This is a genomic window from Streptomyces sp. NPDC059649 (genome assembly GCF_042734445.1).
Taxonomy (GTDB): domain Bacteria; phylum Actinomycetota; class Actinomycetes; order Streptomycetales; family Streptomycetaceae; genus Streptomyces.
This window is the reverse complement of the sequence record NZ_JBHWDV010000066.1, coordinates 1-19,894: the sequence shown is the minus strand read 5'-3', so window position 1 is coordinate 19,894 and position 19,894 is coordinate 1. Positions and strand designations below refer to the sequence as shown.

The window sequence follows — 19,894 nt, the reverse complement described above, 5'->3', positions numbered from 1 at the left end:
GGTGCGGGGGGGGCGGCGCGCTCCCCGTGCCCGGTATCCCCCCCCCGGGCCCCGGGTGCTGACGGGGGGGCGCGGCCCGGGCGCGCCGGCGGGCCCGCCGCCCCGGTGCGGGCGGTTCGCCGTGCGGGCTCAGTCCCCGCTCTCCTCCGGGCCCTCCTCGTCGGGCCGCCGGGACGGGTCGGACGGGCCGGACTCCTTCGGTCCGCTGCCGGGGTCGCGCGGTTCCTTGGGAGCCGGGCGGGGCGGCCGGGTGCGGCCGCTGGTCGTGTCGCGGAGGTAGGAGCTGTCCCGGCCCTCCGCGAGCCCGCCCTCGGTGGCCACCCCGGGGCCGGCCTGCGGGTCGCGGCGGCGCAGATAGCGCTCGAACTCGCGGGCGATCGCCTCGCCGGACGCCTCCGGCAGGTCCGCGGTGTCCCGCGCCTCCTCCAGCGACTGCACGTACTCGGCGACCTCGCTGTCCTCCGCCGCCAGCTGGTCCACGCCCAGCTGCCAGGCGCGCGCGTCCTCGCTCAGCTCGCCCAGCGGGATGCTGATGTCGAGGAGGTCCTCCAGACGGTTGAGCAGCGCGAGGCTGGCCTTCGGGTTGGGCGGCTGGGAGACGTAGTGCGGCACCGCCGCCCACAGGCTCACCGCCGGGACGCCCGCGTGGGTGCACGCCTCCTGGAGGATCCCGACGATGCCGGTCGGGCCTTCGTAGCGCGACTCCTCCAGATCCAGCCGGCGGGCCAGATCCGCGTCCGAGGTGACCCCGCTGACCGGGACCGGGCGGGTGTGCGGGGTGTCGCCCAGCAGCGAGCCCAGCACCACCAGCATCTCCACGCCCAACTCATGGGCGAAGCCGAGGATTTCGTTGCAGAACGAGCGCCAGCGCATGCTCGGCTCGATGCCGCGGACCAGGACCAGGTCGCGCGCCCGCCCCTTGCCGTTCGCATCGCCGACGCGGACGACGGAGAGCCGGGTGGTCGGCCAGGTGATCTTGCGTACGCCGCCGTCGAGGAAGACGGTGGGACGGTTCACCTGGAAGTCGTAGTAGTCCTCGGCGTCCAGCGCGGCGAAGACCTCGCCCTTCCACTCCCGGTCCAGATGGGCGACCGCGGCGGAGGCGGCATCGCCGGCGTCGTTCCAGCCTTCGAACGCGGCCACCATGACCGGGTCGATCAGCTCGGGCACCCCCTCCAGCTCGATCACCCAGCGCCTCCTTCCGGCCGGCCCGGCCGTCCGGGACGGCGGCCGGCAGCAGTTCCATTGCGTGCGTCACCAAGCCTACGGCTTGTGTGGGCCCGGTCCGCAGCCCCTGTGCACGAACGCGTCCCGAGTCATCCGATCTGTGGCCGAGGTCATACGTAGCTCCTCCCTCAACTCCCGCTCCACTTTCGGTACGGGGGCTGGACGGCGCCTCGCGGACGGGTCTATACATCGGATGACCCGGAAAGGTCCGATGTTAGCTCCGCCGGCAGGAACGATGTTCCTCCGCTACTCCCCAGGGGCGTGCGCATGGCCGTGACCGACACCGTCACCGAGTTCAAGGTCCACGACGTCCGCTTCCCCACCTCCGAGCAGCTCGACGGCTCGGACGCCATGCACCCCGACCCCGACTACTCCGCCGCCTACGTCGTCCTGCACACCGGCGGGGGACCGCGCGGCCACGGCCTGTGCTTCACCCTCGGCCGCGGCAACGACGTCATGGCCGCCGCGATCCGCTCCCTCGCGCCGTACCTCGTCGGCCGCCCGGTGCCCACCTCCGCCGCCGACCTCGCCGCCCTGCACCGCGACCTCACCCACGACTCCCAGCTGCGCTGGCTCGGCCCCGAGAAGGGCGTGATGCAGATGGCGGCCGGCGCGGTGGTCAACGCCGCCTGGGACCTGGCCGCCCGCCGGGCCGGCCGCCCGGTGTGGGAATTCCTCGCCGCGATGACCCCCGAGGACCTGGTCTCGCTCGTCGACTTCCGCTACCTCTCCGACGCCCTCACACCCGGCGAGGCGCTGGCCCTGCTCCGCGCCGCCGAGCCCGGCCGGGCCGCCCGCGCCGCCCGCCTGAAGGCCGAGGGCTACCCCGCCTACACCACCTCGCCCGGCTGGCTCGGCTACGACGACGGCAAGCTGGTCCGGCTCGCCAAGGAGGCGGTGGCCGACGGCTTCGGGCAGATCAAAATCAAGGTGGGCGCCGACCTCGACGACGACAAACGGCGGCTGCGGCTCGCCCGCGCCGCGGTCGGCCCCGGCGTACGGATCGCGGTCGACGCCAACCAGCGCTGGGACGTGGCCGAGGCGGTCCGCTGGATGACCGCGCTGGCGCCCTACACCCCGTACTGGATCGAGGAACCGACCAGCCCGGACGACGTCCTCGGGCACGCCGCGGTGCGCTCCGGACAGCCGGTGAAGGTCGCCACCGGCGAACACGTCGCCAACCGCGTGGTGTTCAAGCAACTGCTGCAGGCCGGCGCGGTGGACTTCGTCCAGATCGACGCGGCCCGGGTGGCCGGGGTCAACGAGAACCTGGCCATCCTGCTGCTGGCCGCCAAATACGGCGTCCCGGTGTGCCCGCACGCGGGCGGGGTCGGGCTGTGCGAGCTGGTGCAGCACCTGGCGATGTTCGACTACGTGGCCGTCTCCGGCAGCCGCGACGACCGTGTCATCGAGTACGTCGACCACCTCCACGAGCACTTCGTCCACCCGGTCGTGATCGAGCACGGCCGCTACCGGGCCCCGGCCGCGCCCGGCTTCTCCGCCGAGATGCACCCGGCGTCGCTCGCCGCCCACCGCTACCCCGACGGGCCCGTGTGGCGGGCCCGGCCACGCCGCAAGGAGGCCCTGGCATGACCGACTTCGACGGCCTGACCGCCCTGGTCACCGGTGGCGCCTCCGGCATCGGCGCGGCCACCGCCGCCCTGCTCCAGGAGCGCGGCGCCCGGGTCGCCGTACTGGACCGCGACCCGTCCGGCGCCCCGCCCGGCACCCTCGCGCTCCAGGCCGACGTCACCTCCGCAGCCGCCGTACGCGCCGCCGTCGACGAGGCGGTGGCCGAACTCGGCGCCCTGCACACCCTCGTCGGCAACGCCGGCATCGGCGCGGTCGGCACCGTCGAGGACAACGACGACGCGGAGTGGCAGCACGTCCTGGACGTCAACGTCCTCGGTCTGGTCCGCACCGCCCGGGCCGCACTGCCGTACCTGCGCCGGGCGGCGCGCGACCGCCCCGGGGCCGTGTCGATCACCCACACCTGCTCCATCGCCGCCACCGCCGGACTGCCGCACCGCGCCCTGTACGGCGCCAGCAAGGGCGCGGTGCTGTCGCTGACGCTCGCCATGGCCGCCGACCACGTCCGCGAGGGCATCCGGGTCAACTGCGTCAACCCGGGCACCGCCGACACCCCGTGGATCGGCCGGCTGCTGGACCGGGCCGAGGACCCGGCGGCCGAACGCGCCGCCCTCCACGCCCGCCAGCCGCTGGGCCGGATGGTCACCGCCGGCGAAGTGGCCGCCGCCATCGCCTCGTTGGCGTCCCCGGCGGCCGCCGGCATCACCGGCGCCGCGCTCGCCGTCGACGGCGGCATGCAGGGTCTGCGCCTGCGCCCCGCGACCTGACCCGGCCGCGCACCGAAAGCCCACCCGACCGACCAAGGGACCACCCATGAGACTGCGTACGACCGGCGCGGCGGCGGGTGCCGCGGTGTCCGTCCTCGCCGCCCTCGCCGTGCTCACCGGCTGCAACCGAGGCAGCGCCGCCGCCGGCCGGATCGGCATCGACCTGCCCCGCACCGACACCGACTTCTGGAACTCCTACCAGCACTACCTCCGGCACGACCTGGACCACGGCGGCCCGGCGGCCCTCCCGCTGTCCAACTCCCAGAACGACATCGCCAAGGTCGTCGCCAACGTCCAGGCGCTGACCGGCCAGGGCGCCAAGGCGATCGTGATGGCCCCGCAGGACACCGGGGCGGTCACCGCCGAGCTGCGGCGGCTGGCGGCGAAGAAGATCCCCGTGGTCAGCGTGGACACCCGGCCCGACGACGGCACGGTCTACATGGTCGTACGCGCCGACAACCGCGCCTACGGCGAGAAGTCCTGCGACTACCTCGGCCGCAAGCTCGGCGGACGGGGCCGGGTCGCCGAACTCCAGGGCGACCTCAGCTCGGTCAACGGGCGGGACCGCTCCGAGGCGTTCGCGGCCTGCATGAAGAAGAAGTACCCCGGCATCACCGTGCACGAGCTGGCCACCGACTGGAAGGGCGAGGTCGCCTCCGCCAAGCTGCAGAGCCTGCTCGCCCAGCACCCCGACCTCGACGGCATCTACCTGCAGGCCGGCGGCGCCTTCCTGCGGCCCACGCTGGCCCTGCTGGAGCAGAAGAAGCGGCTCGTACCCGTCGGTTCCGCCGGGCACCTCACCATCATCTCCAACGACGGCATACCGGACGAACTGGCCGCGATCCGCGCCGGCACGATCGACGCCACCCTCTCCCAGCCGGCCGACCTCTACGCCAAGTACGCGCTGTACTACGCGCGGGCCGCGCTCGACGGCAAGACCTTCCGGCCCGGCCGCACCGACCACGGCTCCACCATCGTCAAGATCAAGAACGGCCTGGAGGACCAGCTCCCGGCGCCCCTGGTCACCAGGGCCACCGTCGACGACCCCACGCTGTGGGCCAACCAGCTCGACCGGTCCGGGAAGCAGCAGCGGCGATGACGGCCCACGAACCGGCGGCGGTGCACGCCGAGGGAATCGTCAAGCGCTACGGCCCCACCGTCGCCCTCGACGGCGCCCGGCTGACCGTACGGTCCGCCGAGGCCCATGCCCTCGTCGGCCGCAACGGCGCCGGCAAGTCCACCCTGGTCTCCGTGCTGACCGGCCTGACCCGCCCGGACGCCGGCCGGGTCAGCTTCGCCGGGCGGCCCGCACCCCGCTGGGGCGACCCGGCCGCCTGGCAGCGCACGGTCGCCTGCGTCCACCAGAGGTCGATGACGGTGCCCGAACTGACCGTCGCCGAGAACCTCTTCCTGGGCCGCCTCCCGGGCGGCCGCACGCTCCGCTGGGGCGCCCTGCGCGCCCGGGCCGGCGAGCTCCTCGCCGAATACGGCGTGGCCGTGGACCCGGCCGCCCGGATCCGTGAACTCGGCGTGGAACAGCGGCAGTTCGTGGAGATCGCCCGCGCACTCTCGCACGGCGCCCGGCTGGTGGTCCTCGACGAGCCCACCGCCCGCCTCGACGCGGCCGGCATCGACCGGCTCTTCGGCAAACTGCGGGCCCTGCGCGCCCGGGGCGTGGCCTTCCTGTTCATCTCGCACCATCTGCAGGAGGTCTACGAGCTGTGCGACACCGTCACCGTGCTCCGTGACGCCCGCCCCGTACTGACCGCATCCGTCCCGGACCTCCCCAGGGACGAGCTGGTCGCGGCCATGACGGGGGAGGAGCCGGCTGCCGCCCGGCGTCCCCGGCCGGCCGCGCGCACCGCGGGCGCACCGGTGCTGCGGGCCGAAGGGCTGGCGCTGCACGGCCGGTTCGGCCCGCTCGACCTGACCGTACGGGCCGGTGAGGTGGTCGGTCTGGCGGGTGCCACGGCCAGCGGGACCACCGTGATCGGCGAGACGCTGGCGGGGCTGCGGGCCCCGGACGCCGGCCGGATCTCGGTGCGCGGCCGCCCGGTCCGCACCGGCAGCGTGCCGCACGCCCTCGCCGCCGGCATCGGCTACGTGCCCGAGGACCGGCACCGCGAGGGCCTGGTCCTCGGCCGCAGCGTCGCCGAGAACGCCACCCTCACCGTCGCCGACCAGCTGGGGCCGCTGGGGACCGTACTGCCCTCCCGGGCCCGCGCGTTCGCCCGGCGGATGATCACCGACCTGGACATCCGGACCACCGGGCCCGGCCAGCCGGTGTCCGGGCTCTCCGGCGGCAACCAGCAGAAGGTCGTGATCGCCCGCGCGCTGGCCCGCCGGCCCGCCGTCCTGGTCGCGGTCCGGCCCACCAACGGCGTTGACATCCGCTCCAAGGAGGCCCTGCTCGGCGTCGTACGCCGGGTCGCGGACGGCGGCAGCGGCGCCCTGATCGTCTCCGACGAACCGGACGACCTCCGGGTCTGCGACCGGGTACTGGCCGTCTTCCACGGCCGGGTGACCGCCCACTTCCCGCGCGGCTGGCGCGACCACGACCTGGTGGCCGCCATGGAGGGCCTGGCCGGCGGGCGCGCCGACGAGGGGCCGGCGGGCGAGGGCACCGAGGAACGGCCGGCGGGCGATCGCACCGACGATCCGCACGGAACGGAAGGGACCGCGCCATGACCGGAACCACCGCACCGCCGGCCACCGCCGCGGGCGCCACCGAGCCCGTCCGCCGCCGGCCCCGGCTCGACCCGGCCCGCTGGCGGGACCTCTCCCTGGTGCCGGTCATCCTCGTCCTGGGCGTCATCGGCTTCATCGTCTCGCCCGCCTTCCTGACCCAGGACAACCTCATCGGGGTCGTCCAGCAGTCCACCGAACTCGGGCTGCTGGTGCTCGGCGAGGCGCTCGTGCTGATCAGCGGCCGGATGGACCTGTCACTGGAATCGACCATCGGGCTGGCGCCGGTGGTGGCGCTGTGGCTGGTGATGCCCGCGCACGGCGGACGGTTCGCCGGCCTCGAGCTCTTCCCCGCCTGGACCGCGGTCCCGCTCTGCCTGGCCGTCGGCGCGGCGGTCGGCGCCGCCAACGGCCTGTTGATCCTGGGGCTCAGGGTCAACGGCTTCATCGCCACCCTCGGCATGCTCACCATGCTCCGCGGCCTCCAGGTGGGCCTCTCCGAAGGGCAGTCCATAGGAGACGTCCCGGAGTCCTTCGCCTACCTGGGCAAGGCGGACTGGCTGGGCGTCCCGGCCGCCGTCTGGATCTGCCTGGCACTGTTCGCGCTCGGCGGCGCGGCACTGGGCTATCTCCGGCACGGCCGGGCGCTGTACGCGGTCGGCGGCAATCCCGAGGCCGCCCGCGCGGCCGGCATCCGCGTGGACCGGCTCACCTGGGCCGTCCTCGTCCTCGCGGGGGTGCTCGCCGCCTTCGCCGGCATCCTCTACACCGGCCACTACGGCGCGGTCTCCGCGAGCCAGGGCAACGGCTGGATCTTCCAGGTCTTCGCCGCCGCGGTGATCGGCGGCATCGGCCTCAAGGGCGGCCGCGGCACCCTCTTCGGCGCCCTCACCGGCGTCCTGACCCTCCAACTGGTCATCAACGTCATGACGCTGGGCGGGGTGCCGCCGCTGTGGACCCAGTTCCTCAACGGCGCGATCATCATCGTCGCGCTGGTCATCTCCCGCTTCACCAGCGGCGAGAAGCAGGACTGAGGGCCGCCGTCATGCGTCAACCACCGATCGGCCAGCGGGAGTTGGGGCACAGTGGGGTCACCGTCCCGCCCCTGGGCCTGGGCTGCGCTCCGCTCGGCAACCTCTACCGCGCCGTCCCGGAGGAGCAGGCCCACGCCGTCGTCCACACCGCCCTCGCGGCCGGCGCCGGCCACTTCGACACCGCACCCCACTACGGCCTCGGCCTCTCCGAGGAGCGGCTCGGCCGGGCACTGCAGGGCCAGGACCGGGACGGCTACACCCTCTCCACCAAGGTGGGCCGCCGGCTGCGCCCGCTCGCACCGGGGGAGGAGGTGGCAGGTGAGGGCTTCGTGGACACCCCCGCCCGGGCCCGCGTCCGCGACCTCTCCCGCGACGGCATCCACGCCACCCTGGAGGCCTCCCTGGAGCGGCTCGGCGTGGACCGCGTCGACATCGTCTACCTGCACGACGTCGAGCACCACCTGCGCGAGGTCCACGCCACCGGCTTCCCGGCCCTCGCCGAACTGCGCGCCCAAGGCGCCGTCCGCGCCATCGGCTTCGGGATGAACCACAGCGACGTACTGGCCCGGCTCGTCGCCGACCTCGACGTGGACGTGGTGCTCTGCGCCGGCCGCTGGACGCTGCTGGATCGCACCGCCCTCGACGACCTGCTGCCGGTCTGCGCCCGCCGCGGCACCTCCGTCGTCGTCGGCGGGGTCTACAACTCCGGCCTGCTCGCCGATCCGTCACCCGGCGCCCGCTACGACTACGCCCCGGCCCCGCCCGCCCTGCTGCACCGCGCCCGCCAACTCGCCGATGCCTGCGCGGAGTTCGGCGTAGCGCTGAAGGCCGCCGCGCTGCGCTTCCCGTTCGGCCACCCGGCCGTGGCCGCCGCCGTGGTGGGCGCCGCCACCCCCGGCGAAATGGCGGAGAACGCCCGGCTCTTCACCCAGGAGATCCCCGACGCCCTCTGGCACACGCTCGTCGCCCGCGGGCTGCTCGACCCCGACCTGCCGCTGCCCCTCACCCAGGGCCCCGACGACCCCGGAGCACGCCCCTGATGCGCATCGACGCCCACCACCACCTGTGGGACCTCACCCGGCGCGACCAGCCGTGGATGGACGGGCCCTGGGCCGACCCGATCCGCCGCAGCTACGCGCTCGCCGACCTCGTCCCGCACCTGACCGCACACGGCATCGACCGCACCGTCCTCGTCCAGTCGTCGTCCTCGTACGACGAGACCGCCGAACTGCTGGCGCTCGCGGCGGGGGAGGGGCCGGTCGCGGGTGTCGTCGGCTGGGCCGACCTGACCGACCCGGCGCTCCCCGGCCACCTGGCCGACCGGCCGGCGGAACTGGTCGGCATCCGCCACCAGGTCCAGGACGAACCCGACCCCGACTGGCTCGTCCGCCCCGCGGTCCTGCGCGGACTGGCCGCCCTGGCCGCCGCCGGTCTCGTCTACGACCTGCTGGTCACCCCGCGCGAACTGCCCGCCGCACACACCGCGGCCCGGTCCCTGCCCCAGCTGTCCTTCGTCCTGGACCACGCGGCCAAACCCGCGGTGGCGACGGGGCAGTGGCAGCCCTGGGCCGACGCGGTCGACGCGCTCGCCGGGCTGCCGAACGTCAGCTGCAAACTGTCCGGCCTGGTCACCGAGGCCGACCCGCACGCCTGGCGGCCGCCGCAGATCCTGCCCTACGCCCGGCACGTGCTCGACGTCTTCGGCCCGGACCGGGTGATGTTCGGCTCCGACTGGCCGGTCTGCACCCTCGCCGCCGGCTACGACGACGTCCTGGCGCTCGCCGAGGCCGCCACCGCCGGCCTCACCACGGACGGGCGCGCGGCGGTCTTCGGCGGGACGGCGGCGCGGATCTACGGGCTCGCGGCGCCGTAGCCGTACGGCGCGGGGCGCGGTGGCCGTGGGGAGGGGCCGCCGCATCGGCGTCCGGTTTCCGCCAGCCTCGGCGCCGGCCGCGGCCGAGGATCGAGGCGTACCGCGGACCGACGCGGTGCTCGTCCAGGACGGACGACCGACACGCACGAAGGCGACGGTGACGACGATGACCGCGACGGTGATGGCTCCCATGCCCCCCATGACGGCGACCGCGGCGGGGGAGGGCGGCGGCCGGCCGCTGGCGGGCAAGGTGGCCCTGGTGACCGGCGGCAGCCGGGGGATCGGGGCGGCGATCGCGCGGCGGCTGGCCGCCGGGGGCGCGGCGGTGGCCGTGACCTACCACAGCCGGCAGGACCTGGCCGAGAAGGTGGTCAAGGAGATCGAGCAGGCCGGCGGACAGGGCTGGGCGGTCCGCGCCGACGTGGCCGACGCCGAGCAGGTGTGGGCCTCGGTGGCCGGCGTCGTGGAACGCTTCGGGCGGCTGGACATCCTGGTGAACAACGCCGGGGTCGGCGTCCTCGGGCCGTTCGAGGGCATCTCCCTGGACGACGTGGACCGGGTGCTGCGCACCAACGTCCGCGGGCCCTTCCTCGCGGCCCAGGCCGCGGCCGCGCATCTGGGCGAGGGCGGGCGGATCATCTCGATCGGCAGCTGCATGGCCGAGCGGGTCGCCTTCCCCGGCGGCACCCTCTACGCCACCAGCAAGGCCGCGCTGACCGGCCTCACCAAGACCCTGGCCAGGGAACTGGGACCGCGCGGGATCACCGCCAACCTCGTCCACCCGGGCCCGATCGACACCGACATGAACCCGGCCGACGGCGAGAGCGCGGAGTTCCAGGCCGGGCTGACCTCGCTGGGCGCCTACGGCCGGGACCTGGACGTCGCGGAGACCGTGGCCCATCTGGCCGGCGAGGGCGGGCGCTACATCACGGGCGCCTCGATCGCGGTGGACGGCGGCTTCGCGGTCTGAGCCGGCCCGCCCGCCCGCGGTCCGGTGCGCCGCGCCGCGGGCGGCGGGCGTCACAGCGAGGTGCGCAACCACTGCTCCACGCTGGCGATGTGCACCGTCGCCCAGGCCCGCGCCGCCTCCGCGTCCCGGTCGCGCAGCGCGCCGAGGATCGCCCGGTGCTCGGTGAGGGTGCGGGCCACCGCGTCCTTCTGGGTCAGCCCGCGCCAGATCCTGGCCCGGGTGGTCGGCCCGGACAGCCCGTCCAGCAGCGAGCAGAGCACGGAGTTGCCGGACGCCGCGACGATCCCGCGGTGGAACTCCAGGTCCGAGGCAACCAGGTCCTCCACCGACGGGTGCGGGCCCAGCGCGTCCAACCGGGTCTCCAGGGCGTCGAGTTCGTCCCGGCCGATCCGGCCGGCCGCCATCGCGGTGGCGGCCGGTTCCAGGATCCGGCGGACGGCGAGGAACTCCAGCACCGTGTCGTCGCGGTGGAAGTCCACCACGAAGCTCATCGCCTCCAGCAGCACCTGCGGATCGAGGCTGGTGACGTAGGTGCCGTCGCCCTGGCGGACGTCCAGGATGCGGATGAGGGAGAGGGCCCGTACCGCCTCGCGCAGCGAGTTGCGGGACAGCCCGAGCTCGGCCGCCAGCTCGCTCTCCTTCGGCAGCCGGTCGCCCGGCCGCAGCGCGCCGGAGACGATCATGCCCTTGATCTTCTCGATGGCCTCGTCGGTGACCGCCATGCCGACCTCCCAGACATCCGATGTCTGAGCCATTATGGCCCCGCGAGCCGCCCGTGAGCCGCCCGCGACCGCCCCGGTATCCGGGTACGACGAAGGGGCGGCCTCCCGGGACCGCCCCTTCGTGGTGCAGCAGTTGCCGACCTGCTGACGTGGCGTCAGCCCTCCAGCATGTCCTTGACCTTGGCCCGGACGTCCTCGGTGTCCAGCCCGCGGATGGTCAGCGTCGTACGGCGGCGCAGCACGTCGTCGACGGTCTCGGCCCACTCGTTGTCCCGGGCGTAGGCGACCTGCGCCCAGATCTCCGGGGCGTCCGGGTGGATCCGCTCGGCCAGCGCCGGGTTCTCGTTCGCCAGCCGGGCGATGTCGAAGGACAGCGAACCGTAGTGGGTGGCGAGGTGGCGCGCGGTCTCCGGGGCCATCCGGGGACCGGGGGTGCCGCCGTCGACGAGCAGCCGGTGGGCGACCGCGTTCGGGTTGGCGATACCGGGCAGCGGGAGCTTCTTCGGCAGCTGCGCGATGGGCTCCATGTCGTCGGCCAGCGGCTGGCCGGGCAGCGCGGCGAGCTTGTTCATCACCGTCCGGCCGATGTGCCGGAAGGTCGTCCACTTGCCGCCGGCCACCGACAGCATGCCGCCGCTGCCCTCGGTGACGACCGTCTCGCGCTTGGCCTTGGAGGTGTCACCGGGACCGCCCGGCAGCACCCGCAGACCCGCGAAGGAGTACGTGATCAGATCGCGGGAGAGCTGCTGGTCGCGGATGGAGAAGGCGGCCTCGTCCAGGATCTGGGTGACGTCCTTCTCGTTGACCGAGACGTCCGCCGGGTCGCCCTCGAACTCCTCGTCCGTGGTGCCCAGCAGCAGCATGTCCTCCCAGGGGAGGGCGAAGGTGATGCGGTACTTGTCGATGGGGGTGGCCAGCGCCGCCTTCCAGGGGGAGGTGCGCTTGAGGACCAGGTGGGCGCCCTTCGACAGCCGGATGGACGGGGCCGCGTTCGGGTCCTCCATCTTGCGCAGGTGGTCCACCCAGGGGCCGGTGGCGTTGAGCACCAGGCGCGCGTTGACCCCGAACTCCTGGCCGTCCGTACGGTCCTTGAGCTCCGCGCCGGTGACCCGGCCCTGGGTGAAGCGCAGACCGGTGACCTCGGCGTGGTTGAGGACCGTGGCGCCGGCCGCGACCGCCGCGCGGACGGTCATCAGCGCCATCCGGGAGTCGTTCATCTGGTCGTCGCCGTACACGGCCACGGCCTTGAGGTTCTCCGTGCGCAGCTCCGGCACGTCACGCTGCGCCTTGGCCGCGGATATCACGTGGCCGACGCCGTCACCGAACGCGGACAGCGCGGAGTAGGCGAAGACGCCGGCGCCGAGCTTGGCCGCGCCGTGCGGGCCGCCCTTGTAGACCGGCAGGTAGAAGGTCAGGGGGTTGGAGAGGTGCGGTGCGACCTGACGGGACACCGCACGCCGCTCGAAGTGGTTCTCCGCCACCAGCTTGACCGCACCGGTCTGCAGGTAGCGCAGACCGCCGTGCAGCAGCTTGGAGGAGGCGGAGGAAGTGGCGCCGGCGAAGTCGCCGGCGTCCACCAGGGCCACCCGCAGCCCGGCCTGTGCGGCGTGCCAGGCAGTCGAGATGCCCAGGATGCCGCCGCCGATCACCAGGAGGTCGTACGTCGCCTTGGAAAGCTGCTCCCGGGTTTCGGCGCGGCTCGCGTTCGAACCGTGGGCCGGGTGCGTCCCAAGTGCCGGGACGCTCTGCAGGGTGCTCATGATGTGCTCCTCGTCAGCTCTCGTCGTCGTCGAGCCAGCCCATGGTCCGCTCGACGGCCTTGAGCCAGCTCTTGTATTCGCGGTCACGGGTGGCCGCGTCCATCCGGGGGGTCCATTCGGCGGCCCGGCGCCAGTTGGCGCGCAGTTCGTCGGTGCTGGACCAGAAGCCGACGGCCAGTCCGGCCGCGTAGGCAGCGCCGAGGCAGGTGGTCTCGGCGACCATCGGGCGCACCACGGGGGCGTCCAGGAAGTCCGAGATGGTCTGCATCAGCAGGTTGTTGGAGGTCATACCGCCGTCGACCTTGAGCGCGGTCAGGTCGACGCCGGAGTCCTTGGTCATGGCGTCGGTGATCTCGCGGGTCTGCCAGGCGGTGGCCTCGAGAACCGCGCGAGCGATGTGCGCCTTGGTGACGTAACGGGTCAGGCCCGCGATGACACCGCGCGCGTCGGAGCGCCAGTAGGGGGCGAACAGGCCGGAGAAGGCCGGGACGAAGTACGCGCCGCCGTTGTCCTCGACCGTGCTGGCCAGGGTCTCGATCTCGGCCGCGCTGTTGATCAGGCCCATCTGGTCGCGCATCCACTGGACGAGCGAGCCGGTGACGGCGATCGAGCCTTCCAGGGCGTAGACCGGCTGCTGGTCGCCGATCCGGTAGCCGACGGTGGTCAGCAGCCCGTTGTAGGAGTTGACCGGCTCGTGGCCGGTGTTCATCAGCATGAAGGTGCCGGTGCCGTAGGTGGACTTGGCCTCGCCCTGGGCGAAGCAGGTCTGGCCGAAGAGCGCGGCCTGCTGGTCGCCGAGCGCCGAGGCGACCGGTACACCGGCCAGCACGCCGGAGGCGGCGTGGCCGTAGACCTCGGCGGAGGACTTGATCTCCGGCAGCACGGCCGCCGGGATCTCCATCGAAGCCAGGATCTTGTCGTCCCACTCCAGGCTGTGGAGGTTCATCAGCATGGTGCGGGAGGCGTTGGTGACGTCGGTGACGTGGTGGCCGCCGTTGACGCCGCCGGTGAGGTTCCAGATGACCCAGGAGTCCATCGTGCCGAAGAGGATCTCGCCCCGCTCGGCGCGCTCGCGCAGGCCCTCGACGTTGTCGAGCAGCCAGCGGACCTTCGGGCCGGCGAAGTACGAGGCCAGCGGGAGGCCGGTCTCGCGGCGGAAGCGGTCCTGGCCGACGTTGCGGCCGAGCTCCTTGCAGAGCGCGTCGGTGCGGGTGTCCTGCCAGACGATGGCGTTGTGGACCGGCTCACCGGTGTTCTTGTCCCAGAGGACGGTGGTCTCGCGCTGGTTGGTGATGCCGATGGCGCGGACGTCGTCGGCGGTGATGCCGGCCTTCTGCACGGCGCCGTCGACGACCTGCTGGACGTTGGTCCAGATCTCGGCCGCGTCGTGCTCGACCCAGCCCGGCTTCGGGAAGATCTGCTCGTGCTCCTTCTGGTCGACCGAGACGATCCGGCCGTCCTTGTCGAAGACGATGCAGCGGCTGGAGGTCGTGCCCTGGTCGATGGCCGCGATGAACGGGCCGTGCCCGTGGGAGGAGGTGCTGGGGGTGTCGCTCATGGTGTGCTCCAAGAAGTCTGTGCGGGCGGCGGGGCGGTCGGGCGTCTCAGGCGAACGCCACCTGGTAGATGCCCCCGGCGAGAGCGCCGCCGATCAGCGGGCCGACCACCGGGATCCAGGCGTAACCCCAGTCTGAACCGCCCTTGTTCGGCAGCGGCAGCAGTGCGTGCACGATGCGCGGACCGAGGTCGCGGACCGGGTTGATGGCGTATCCGGTCGGACCGCCGAGCGACAGGCCGATGCCGACGACGACCAGGGCCACCAGCAGGGTGCCGATGACGCCGACGCCCTTGCCGTTGTCGCTCAGACCGAGCGTGAGGATCGACAGCACGAGCACCGTGGTGGCGATGATCTCGGTGGCGAGGTTCTGCACGGCATTGCGGATCTCCGGGCCGGTGGAGAAGATGCCCAGCACCGGGCCGGCCTTGGGGGCGGCGGCCTGGTCGACCATGCCCTCCTCGCTCGTGTGATCCGCCAGCACCTCGGGATCGGTCAGATGCGCACGGAACTGTCCGTAGTACACGACCCAGACCAGTACGGCACCGATCATGGCGCCGAGCATCTCGCCGGCCAGGTACACCGGCACCTGGCTCCAGGCGATGCCGCCCTTGATGGCGAGACCGATCGTGACGGCCGGGTTGAGGTGCGCGCCGGACTTCGTGGCGATGTACGCACCCGTGAGGACGGCGAAGCCCCACCCGAAGGTGATGGCCACCCATCCGGCGTTGTGCGCCTTGGAGCGCTTGAACGTGACGGCGGCGCAGACGCCGCCACCCATGAGAAGCAGTACAGCGGTACCGATGGTCTCGCTGAGGAAGATGTCGGAGCTGGACACCGGCGACTCCTTTGTCCTTCGTCCAGGGGAAGGCGAACCCCGGGTCCCTCCGGTGGTTCGCGCCCTCCGAGAGGGCGGTGGTCGGCCCCGGCACTGCCCACACCATAGCGAATATTGCCGTGTGGTGTTCGACAATGCCGACCGACGAACGGCAGTTTTGTTCAGCGCCGGGACCCCGTCAAGGGGTCCTTGGCCAAAAACTTAGGTGAACTTAAGGTGCAAAAGAGTCAGAATCGCCCGGCACCGAGATCACGAGACACCGCGCGTGCACAATCGCGCACAGCAGCGACGATTTCCGGCCGCAGCTCGCCGTCCCGGCAGACCCGCTCCACCGCCCCCGTGATCCCCACCGCGCCCACCGGCATCCGCCGCCGGTCATGGATCGGCGCGGCCACCGACGCCACCCCGTCCCAGGTCTCCTCCACGTCCGCGGCCCAGCCCCGGGCCCGGATCAGGTCCAGCAATCCCTCGAAGTCCCCGAGGCCGGTCACCGTGCGCGGTGTGAACGCCTCCCGGTCCGCCTCCACGACCTCGCTGTGCGCCACCGGGTCGTACGCGCAGAGCACCTTGCCCAGCGCCGTGCTGTGCAGCGGATGCATCGCCCCCACCTCCAGCACCTGCCGGCTGTCGTCCGGCCGGAAGACGTGGTGCACCACCAGCACCCCCTGCTGGTGCCCGACACCCAGATAGACCGCCTCGCCACTGGAACGGGCCAGGTCGTCGGTCCACACCAGGGCGCGGGCGCGCAGCTCGTGCACGTCCAGGTAGCTGTTGCCCAGCCGCAGCAGCTCCGCGCCCAGCTGGTAGCGGCCCGAGACCGCGTCCTGCTCGACGAAGCCCTCCTGCTGGAGCGTGCGCAGGATCCCGTGCGCGGTGCCCTTGGCCAGTCCGAGGGAGGAGGAGATGTCGGAGAGGCCCAGCCGCCGATCACCTCCCGCGAGCAGCCGCAGCATCGCGGCGGCGCGCTCCAGCGACTGGATGGTGCGTGCCATCGGTGCAACCTCCGAAGTGAGCAGTTCGACAATGCTGAACGATATCGGCCCATGCCGACTGAGGGCACCGAACCTGGACTACTGGGCGGGTGCACCGGAGTTTGCCAACGATCACGAACGGTCCACCAACGGGGGTGGCGCCGTGCTGTCCACGCCGTGGAACGGGGAACACGTGTACCGGACCGGCAGCTACGCTGGCCGGGTGCGCCCCCTGAAGGGGGGTGCAAAGCCGACAGCCGTCGCAACCACGGGAGCATCTCCATGGCCTCGAACACGCCATCGTCCACCCCTACCGCCCGCATCGAATCGCTGCGTGAGGCCCTGGCCTCGCGGGTGGTGGTCGCCGACGGTGCGATGGGCACCATGCTGCAGGCCCAGGACCCGACCATGGAGGACTTCCAGCAGCTGGAGGGCTGCAACGAGATCCTCAACCTCACCCGGCCCGACATCGTCCGTTCGGTGCACGAGGAGTACTTCGCGGTCGGCGTCGACTGCGTCGAGACCAACACGTTCGGCGCAAACCACGCCGCCCTTTCCGAGTACGACATCCCCGAGCGGGTCCACGAGCTGTCCGAGGCCGGCGCCCGGATCGCCCGCGAGGTCGCCGACGAGTTCACCGCCAGGACCGGACAGCAGCGGTACGTCCTGGGCTCCATCGGCCCCGGCACCAAGCTGCCCACCCTCGGCCACGCCCCCTACGTCACCCTCCGCGACGCCTACCAGCAGAACGCCGAGGGCCTGATCGCCGGCGGCGCGGACGCCCTGCTCGTCGAGACCACCCAGGACCTGCTGCAGACCAAGGCCGCCATCCTGGGCGCCCGCCGCGCCCTGGACGCCACCGGCACCCGCCTCCCGGTGATCTGCTCGGTCACCGTCGAGACCACCGGCACCATGCTGCTCGGCTCCGAGATCGGCGCCGCGCTCACCGCGCTGGAGCCGCTCGGCATCGACATGATCGGTCTGAACTGCGCCACCGGCCCGGCCGAGATGAGCGAGCACCTGCGCTACCTCGCCCGGCACTCCCGCGTCCCGCTGGCCTGTATGCCCAACGCGGGACTGCCGGTGCTCGGCAAGGACGGCGCCCACTACCCCCTCACGCCCGAAGAGCTGGCCGACGCCCAGGAGACCTTCGTCGCCGAGTACGGCCTGTCCCTGGTCGGCGGCTGCTGCGGTACCACCCCCGAGCACCTGCGCCAGGTCGTCGAGCGGGTCCGCGGCGTCACGCCGCCCGAGCGCCGGCCGCGCCCCGAGCCGGGCGCCGCCTCGCTCTACCAGACCGTGCCGTTCCGCCAGGACACCTCGTACCTGGCGATCGGCGAGCGGACCAACGCCAACGGCTCGAAGAAGTTCCGCGAGGCGATGCTGGACGGCCGCTGGGACGACTGCGTGGAGATGGCCCGCGACCAGATCCGCGAGGGCGCCCACATGCTCGACCTGTGCGTCGACTACGTGGGCCGGGACGGCGTCGCCGACATGGAGGAGCTGGCCGGCCGCTTCGCCACCGCCTCCACCCTGCCCATCGTCCTGGACTCCACCGAAGTGCCGGTCCTCCGGGCCGGCCTGGAGAAGCTGGGCGGCCGGGCCGTGCTCAACTCCGTCAACTACGAGGACGGCGACGGCCCCGAGTCGCGCTTCGCCAAGGTCACCGCGCTCGCCGCCGAGCACGGCGCGGCGCTGATCGCGCTGACCATCGACGAGGAGGGCCAGGCCCGCACCGCCGAGAAGAAGGTGGAGATCGCCGAGCGGCTGATCGCCGACCTGACCGGCAACTGGGGCATCCATGAGAGCGACATCCTCATCGACTGCCTGACCTTCACCATCTGCACCGGCCAGGAGGAGTCCCGCAAGGACGGCATCGCGACGATCGAGGCCATCCGCGAACTCAAGCGGCGCCACCCCGACGTGCAGACCACGCTGGGCCTGTCGAACATCTCCTTCGGCCTCAACCCGGCCGCCCGGATCGTGCTGAACTCCGTCTTCCTCGACGAGTGCGTCAAGGCCGGCCTGGACTCGGCCATCGTGCACGCCTCCAAGATCCTGCCGATCGCCCGGCTGGAGGAGGAGCAGGTCAAGGTCGCCCTCGACCTGATCCACGACCGGCGCAGCGAGGGCTACGACCCGCTGCAGCGGCTGATGGAGCTCTTCGAGGGCGCCACCGCCAAGTCCCTGAAGGCCGGCAAGGCCGAGGAACTGGCCGCGCTGCCGCTGGAGGAGCGCCTCAAGCGGCGCATCATCGACGGCGAGAAGAACGGCCTGGAGGCCGACCTCGACGCGGCCCTGCAGGACCGTCCGGCCCTCGACATCGTCAACGAGACGCTCCTGGACGGCATGAAGGTCGTCGGCGAGCTCTTCGGTTCCGGCCAGATGCAGCTGCCGTTCGTGCTGCAGTCCGCCGAGGTCATGAAGAGCGCGGTGGCCTACCTGGAGCCGCACATGGAGAAGTCCGACGACGAGGGCAAGGGCACCATCGTCCTGGCCACCGTCCGCGGCGACGTCCACGACATCGGCAAGAACCTCGTCGACATCATCCTGTCCAACAACGGCTACAACGTCGTCAACCTCGGCATCAAGCAGCCGGTCTCGGCGATCCTCGAGGCCGCCGAGGAACACCGCGCCGACGTCATCGGCATGTCCGGGCTCCTGGTCAAGTCCACGGTGATCATGAAGGAGAACCTGGAGGAGCTCAACCAGCGCAAGATGGCGGCCGACTACCCCGTCATCCTCGGCGGCGCCGCCCTCACCCGCGCCTACGTCGAGCAGGACCTGCACGAGATCTACGAGGGCGAGGTCCGCTACGCCCGCGACGCGTTCGAGGGCCTGCGGCTGATGGACGCCCTGATCGCCGTCAAGCGCGGGGTGCCCGGCGCGACCCTCCCCGAGCTCAAGCAGCGCCGGGTCCCCAAGCGCGACACCGCCGTTCTCGAGGTGGAGGAGCCCGAGGGCGCGGTGCGTTCCGACGTCGCCACCGACAACCCGGTGCCCACCCCGCCGTTCTGGGGCACCCGCGTCGTCAAGGGCATCCAGCTCGCCGACTACGCCTCCTGGCTGGACGAGGGCGCCCTCTTCAAGGGCCAGTGGGGCCTCAAGCAGGCCCGCACCGGCGAGGGCCCGACGTACAAGGAGCTGGTGGAGACCGAGGGCCGCCCCCGGCTGCGCGGCTGGCTCGACAAGCTGCAGACCGAGAACCTCCTGGAGGCCGCGGTCGTCCACGGCTACTTCCCCTGCGTGTCCAAGGGCGAGGACCTGATCCTGCTGCACGAGGACGGCACCGAGCGCACCCGCTTCACCTTCCCGCGCCAGCGCCGCGGCCGCCGGCTGTGCCTGGCGGACTACTTCCGCCCGGAGGAGTCCGGCGAGACCGATGTCGTCGGCCTCCAGGTCGTCACCGTCGGCTCGAAGATCGGCGCCGCCACCGCCGAGCTCTTCGAGGCCAACGCCTACCGCGACTACCTCGAACTGCACGGCCTGTCCGTCCAGTTGGCGGAGGCGCTGGCCGAGTACTGGCACGCCCGGGTCCGCGCCGAGCTGGGCTTCGGCGGTGAGGACCCCGGCGACATCGAGGACATGTTCGCGCTCAAGTACCGCGGCGCCCGCTTCTCGCTGGGCTACGGGGCCTGCCCCGACCTGGAGGACCGGGCCAAGATCGCCGACCTGCTGCAGCCCGAGCGGATCGGGGTCCAGCTCTCCGAGGAGTTCCAGCTGCACCCGGAGCAGTCCACGGACGCCATCGTCATCCACCACCCGGAGGCGAAGTACTTCAACGCCCGGTGACGCCCGCACGCCGGGCCCGCCCGGTGTGAGCGGCCGGGGCCGTTCCGGAGTGACACTGGGGCAGGTCCCGGTCGGTGCGCTCACCGACCGCTATGGCGCCCGGGTGATGT

At 72.6% G+C, this 19,894-nt stretch carries 15 protein-coding genes; 9 read left to right on the top strand and 6 right to left on the bottom strand.

The genetic code is table 11. The features are described 5' to 3' along the window. Positions 1 to 129 precede the first annotated feature (129 nt). Complete coding sequence (locus tag ACFV1J_RS36175; RefSeq protein WP_385865516.1) at positions 130 to 1,188, bottom strand: PAC2 family protein; 1,059 nt, start codon at positions 1,186 to 1,188, stop codon at positions 130 to 132. 306 nt (positions 1,189 to 1,494) lie between these two features. Here ACFV1J_RS36175 and ACFV1J_RS36170 point away from each other — a divergent pair, with 306 nt between their 5' ends. The 8 genes from ACFV1J_RS36170 (at position 1,495) to ACFV1J_RS36135 (ending at position 10,146) form a co-directional block, all read left to right on the top strand. Beyond that, positions 1,495 to 2,820, top strand: a complete 1,326-nt coding sequence (locus tag ACFV1J_RS36170) for an enolase C-terminal domain-like protein (RefSeq protein ID WP_385865514.1) — start codon at positions 1,495 to 1,497, stop codon at positions 2,818 to 2,820. After that, positions 2,817 to 3,584, top strand: coding sequence for an SDR family NAD(P)-dependent oxidoreductase (locus ACFV1J_RS36165; RefSeq protein WP_385865512.1), 768 nt, complete (start codon positions 2,817 to 2,819; stop codon positions 3,582 to 3,584). The genes ACFV1J_RS36170 and ACFV1J_RS36165 overlap by 4 nt, the downstream gene beginning before the upstream one ends. Before the next feature lie 46 nt (positions 3,585 to 3,630). Then, the gene (locus ACFV1J_RS36160; protein ID WP_385865511.1) at positions 3,631 to 4,683 is read left to right on the top strand and encodes a sugar ABC transporter substrate-binding protein; all 1,053 of its coding nucleotides are present in this window, start codon (positions 3,631 to 3,633) and stop codon (positions 4,681 to 4,683) included. Further along, positions 4,680 to 6,272, top strand: coding sequence for a sugar ABC transporter ATP-binding protein (locus ACFV1J_RS36155; protein WP_385865510.1), 1,593 nt, complete (start codon positions 4,680 to 4,682; stop codon positions 6,270 to 6,272). The genes ACFV1J_RS36160 and ACFV1J_RS36155 overlap by 4 nt, the downstream gene beginning before the upstream one ends. Then, a complete protein-coding gene (locus tag ACFV1J_RS36150; protein WP_385865508.1) occupies positions 6,269 to 7,303 on the top strand; it encodes an ABC transporter permease in 1,035 nt (344 codons plus the stop codon). The genes ACFV1J_RS36155 and ACFV1J_RS36150 overlap by 4 nt, the downstream gene beginning before the upstream one ends. 11 nt (positions 7,304 to 7,314) lie before the next feature. After that, complete coding sequence (locus ACFV1J_RS36145; protein ID WP_385865506.1) at positions 7,315 to 8,343, top strand: aldo/keto reductase; 1,029 nt, start codon at positions 7,315 to 7,317, stop codon at positions 8,341 to 8,343. Next, positions 8,343 to 9,176 (top strand): amidohydrolase family protein, encoded by an 834-nt coding sequence (locus ACFV1J_RS36140; protein WP_385865504.1) that lies wholly within the window; start codon positions 8,343 to 8,345, stop codon positions 9,174 to 9,176. Before ACFV1J_RS36145 ends, ACFV1J_RS36140 begins: the two co-directional genes overlap by 1 nt. Before the next feature lie 199 nt (positions 9,177 to 9,375). Continuing rightward, positions 9,376 to 10,146: an SDR family oxidoreductase gene (locus ACFV1J_RS36135; protein ID WP_385865502.1), complete on the top strand. Its 771-nt coding sequence runs from the start codon at positions 9,376 to 9,378 to the stop codon at positions 10,144 to 10,146. Between the two features lie 50 nt (positions 10,147 to 10,196). On the opposite strand, the gene ACFV1J_RS36130 is transcribed toward ACFV1J_RS36135, so the two are convergent. From ACFV1J_RS36130 to ACFV1J_RS36110, 5 genes are all read right to left on the bottom strand, one after another. Then, positions 10,197 to 10,868, bottom strand: coding sequence for a FadR/GntR family transcriptional regulator (locus ACFV1J_RS36130; protein WP_385865537.1), 672 nt, complete (start codon positions 10,866 to 10,868; stop codon positions 10,197 to 10,199). 155 nt (positions 10,869 to 11,023) lie between these two features. Further along, positions 11,024 to 12,628, bottom strand: coding sequence for an FAD-dependent oxidoreductase (locus ACFV1J_RS36125; protein ID WP_385865500.1), 1,605 nt, complete (start codon positions 12,626 to 12,628; stop codon positions 11,024 to 11,026). 13 nt (positions 12,629 to 12,641) lie between these two features. Then, positions 12,642 to 14,186, bottom strand: coding sequence for a glycerol kinase GlpK (gene glpK / locus ACFV1J_RS36120; protein WP_385865498.1), 1,545 nt, complete (start codon positions 14,184 to 14,186; stop codon positions 12,642 to 12,644). Positions 14,187 to 14,232: 46 nt separating this feature from the next. Continuing rightward, positions 14,233 to 15,021 carry an MIP/aquaporin family protein gene (locus ACFV1J_RS36115; RefSeq protein ID WP_385865496.1) on the bottom strand — a complete coding sequence of 263 codons (789 nt, stop codon included), beginning with the start codon at positions 15,019 to 15,021 and terminating at the stop codon, positions 14,233 to 14,235. Positions 15,022 to 15,248: 227 nt separating this feature from the next. Continuing rightward, the gene (locus ACFV1J_RS36110) at positions 15,249 to 16,013 is read right to left on the bottom strand and encodes an IclR family transcriptional regulator (RefSeq protein ID WP_385865494.1); all 765 of its coding nucleotides are present in this window, start codon (positions 16,011 to 16,013) and stop codon (positions 15,249 to 15,251) included. 261 nt (positions 16,014 to 16,274) lie between these two features. Here ACFV1J_RS36110 and metH point away from each other — a divergent pair, with 261 nt between their 5' ends. Beyond that, on the top strand, positions 16,275 to 19,784 hold the full coding sequence (gene metH / locus ACFV1J_RS36105) for a methionine synthase (RefSeq protein ID WP_385865492.1): 3,510 nt from the start codon (positions 16,275 to 16,277) through the stop codon (positions 19,782 to 19,784). Positions 19,785 to 19,894: the final 110 nt, after the last annotated feature.

Coding starts and splice junctions, on each gene's coding strand:
- ACFV1J_RS36170 (WP_385865514.1), top strand. CDS start 1,495: ATGGCCGTGACCGACACCGTCACCGAGTTCAAGGTCCACGACGTCCGC.
- ACFV1J_RS36165 (WP_385865512.1), top strand. CDS start 2,817: ATGACCGACTTCGACGGCCTGACCGCCCTGGTCACCGGTGGCGCCTCC.
- ACFV1J_RS36160 (WP_385865511.1), top strand. CDS start 3,631: ATGAGACTGCGTACGACCGGCGCGGCGGCGGGTGCCGCGGTGTCCGTC.
- ACFV1J_RS36155 (WP_385865510.1), top strand. CDS start 4,680: ATGACGGCCCACGAACCGGCGGCGGTGCACGCCGAGGGAATCGTCAAG.
- ACFV1J_RS36150 (WP_385865508.1), top strand. CDS start 6,269: ATGACCGGAACCACCGCACCGCCGGCCACCGCCGCGGGCGCCACCGAG.
- ACFV1J_RS36145 (WP_385865506.1), top strand. CDS start 7,315: ATGCGTCAACCACCGATCGGCCAGCGGGAGTTGGGGCACAGTGGGGTC.
- ACFV1J_RS36140 (WP_385865504.1), top strand. CDS start 8,343: ATGCGCATCGACGCCCACCACCACCTGTGGGACCTCACCCGGCGCGAC.
- ACFV1J_RS36135 (WP_385865502.1), top strand. CDS start 9,376: ATGACGGCGACCGCGGCGGGGGAGGGCGGCGGCCGGCCGCTGGCGGGC.
- ACFV1J_RS36130 (WP_385865537.1), bottom strand. CDS start 10,868: ATGGCGGTCACCGACGAGGCCATCGAGAAGATCAAGGGCATGATCGTC.
- ACFV1J_RS36125 (WP_385865500.1), bottom strand. CDS start 12,628: ATGAGCACCCTGCAGAGCGTCCCGGCACTTGGGACGCACCCGGCCCAC.
- glpK (WP_385865498.1), bottom strand. CDS start 14,186: ATGAGCGACACCCCCAGCACCTCCTCCCACGGGCACGGCCCGTTCATC.
- ACFV1J_RS36110 (WP_385865494.1), bottom strand. CDS start 16,013: ATGGCACGCACCATCCAGTCGCTGGAGCGCGCCGCCGCGATGCTGCGG.
- metH (WP_385865492.1), top strand. CDS start 16,275: ATGGCCTCGAACACGCCATCGTCCACCCCTACCGCCCGCATCGAATCG.